Genomic DNA, 3,062 nt, shown 5'->3' with positions numbered 1-3,062 from the left:
CGTTATTCCAATCAACATATATCCAGGTTTCATGAGCTCAAACGACATGCAACTCTTATGGCCTTTCTCATTCATATATATGCTTTTTTAACAGATCAAGGAATAGAGATGCTTGAGAAACTAATGGGTAGAATGTTTAATCGTGGAGAAAAGAAACATAAGGAACATTTTCAAAAGGACGGAAAAGCGATTAATGAAAAGGTTCGTTTATACGCAAAAGTTGGAAAGGCTTTAATTGAAGCAAAAGAATTAGAACAAGACCCATTTGAATCTTTACAATCTATCATTTCATGGGAACAATTTGTACAATCAGTGGAACAGGCTGAAGAACTAGCCAGACCAGCAGAATTTGACTATTTAGATCTACTAGATAATCATTATGGGCATTTTCGGAAGTTTGCACCTAGATTATTAAGAACGTATGTATTTAAAGCCTCTAAAGCGAGCCATACTTTATTTCAGGCCCTAGAGATGTTGAAAGAAATAAACCAAACAGGAAAAAGAAAAATCCCTGAAACAGCTCCGATGGATTTTCTCAAGTCGAAGTGGTTTAAACATGTGATTAAAGAAAATGGTATTGATCGTCATTACTATGAGTTCGGTATCTTTTCAGAATTATGTAATCATCTTCGTTCTGGAGACATGTGGGTCGTAGGAAGTAGACAATATAAGGATTTTGAAGAATATCTTTTACCTCAAGAAAAATGGAAAGAATTAAAGGAAAAAAAACAAGTTCCACTAACAATTCCAACCAATATAGATCAGTATTTACAGGAACGATTTGAGTTAATGGAAGAGCAACTCTCTAAGGTAAATCATTTGATTCAAAATCAATTATTGCCAGATGTTGAAATCTATGCAGATAAAATACAAATTGCATCTTTAAAGAAAATTATTCCAGATGAGGTCGAAGATCTAACAAGACTTATTTATAGTGTATTACCGCGTATTAAATTAACAGATCTATTGGTAGAAGTAGATAGCTGGACTCATTTTAGCAAACATTTTGTTCATCTTCATACCCAAACTGAGCCAAAAGATAAATCCATTTTATTCGCAGCTATTTTGGCTGATGGAATTAATCTTGGTCTTTCAAAAATGGCAGATGCATGTCCAAATATATCTTATTCACAATTAGCTTGGATATCGGATTGGTATATAAGAGATGAAAATTACTCCAAAGCTCTTGGAGCAATCACTGATTTTCAGCATAAATACCCATTCACTTCTCACTGGGGAGATGGTTCAACTTCATCCTCTGATGGACAATTCTTTAGAGCTGGTGGTCAGTCTAGTCCGTTGGCACAAGTAAATGCAAAGCATGGTAGGGATCCAGGGTTAAGTTTTTATACACATATCTCAGATCAATATGCCCCATTTTATGTACAAGTTATTAGTTCTTCAGAAGAAGCTCCACATATTATTGATGGATTACTATACCATGAAACAGATTTGGAAATTGAAGAACATTATACGGATGCAGCAGGATTTGTAGATCATGTCTTTGCCATGTGTCATATGCTAGGATTCCGATTTGCTCCTAGAATTAAAACGTTTAGTAAAAATAAAATTTATACTTTTGAAAAGCCCTTAAATCAACCTCATCTAGAATTTATGATTGGTGGAACAATTCATACAAAGAAAATAAGAGAAAATTGGGATGACTTATTAAGATTAACTAGCTCTGTTCGTAATGGAACAGTCACAGCTTCTCTTATTCTCAAAAAGCTTGCGGCCTATCCAAGGCAGAATAGCTTATCTGTAACTTTGCGTGAGATAGGAAGGATTGAAAGAACTTTATATACATTAGAATGGTTGCAGAGTCCTGAGCTTAGAAGACGTGTACAGGTTGGTTTAAATAAAGGTGAAGCAAAACATGCACTTGCTCGAGCTGTATTTTTTAATCGATTAGGGGAAATTCGTGATCGTTCTTATGAGGATCAATTACATAGAGCGAGTGGTTTACAACTTCTTATTTCAGCAATTGTATTATGGAATACTGTATACATATCACGTGCAGTAGATGCTTTGCGTGCAAAAGGATTGGACATTCCAGAGGAATATTTACAACATATATCTCCACTTGGATGGGAACATATTACGTTGACAGGTGATTATATTTGGAACTTAAATGAAAAAACAAATTTTAATAATCTAAGACCATTACGAGAGAAAAATTATATAAAAAAGTAGTAAAGTAAGTAGCCCGTTCCTTAACGTACAGGGAACTGGCTAAAATGTGTCCAAATTGTGTCKAAACGTACAATTTTCTTTTTTTGATAWGGTGACCCCATTGCCATCAAGCTAAAAAGAACGAGTTACCCCAAAACAATAAAAATGAGCAAAATGCACAATTTTTTTGTTCTGAGGGGATATTATGAGGTTTTAACTTAATGGGCATATAAGGTGACACTTAGTACCACCTTATAATTAGGTAAATTAGACCTGATACAAAAATTAACGGAAGAATTACTAATAGTTTAGTTTTGAGAGGCATACTTTTATCTGGAACTCCTGGATGAACAGTAAAAAGTAGTAACAGAATTGCTCCAATAATTCCTAAAATTATTTTAATAATAATTCCCCTCCTATGAGATATTCTTGATAAGAGTATATCATAGCCACATATTTTTTTGGGATATAACTGTATTTTTGTAAAATATTGAAAAACCTTTACATGTTTAATCGTGTAATATTATCCCATTTTCGATTTTGAGGTGATTTTATACATAATCCTTATGGGCATGAGATTAACTCATATTCATAAATAAACAAAAAGAAAAGCTATAAAAAGACTATGAAAAATTAAGAACTTAAAAGGTGGTATCGGTATTCTGTTCTTATCCCATCGCTATCAAGCTAACAAAACAAAATTCCACTAAAATAAAAAAATACGCTATTCTTTCTGTAGAATCATAGGAAAGGATGGCGTGTTTGATATGAACTTATCGATTTTTGATGAATTAGAATTGTTTTCTAGAGAGTTGGAACGATATATGTCACCTGATGCTTTAGAGCAATTAGCTAAAAATGTAGGATTTGTTAAACGAAAAAGTAAATAC

Annotated in this window: 1 protein-coding gene; it reads left to right on the top strand. The window is 33.2% G+C overall.

Annotated elements, in window-relative coordinates; all coding sequences use genetic code 11:
• Positions 1 to 2,193, top strand: a 2,193-nt coding sequence (locus tag AC1DJR_RS23915; protein WP_477003667.1) for a Tn3 family transposase, incomplete at its 5' end; no start/stop codon positions are given.
• Positions 2,194 to 3,062 lie beyond the last annotated feature (869 nt).

The organism is Bacillus sp. 05T31 (assembly GCF_056396725.1).
The sequence above is the reverse complement of the archived record's forward strand: the minus strand, read 5'-3'. Positions and strand labels throughout refer to the sequence as shown.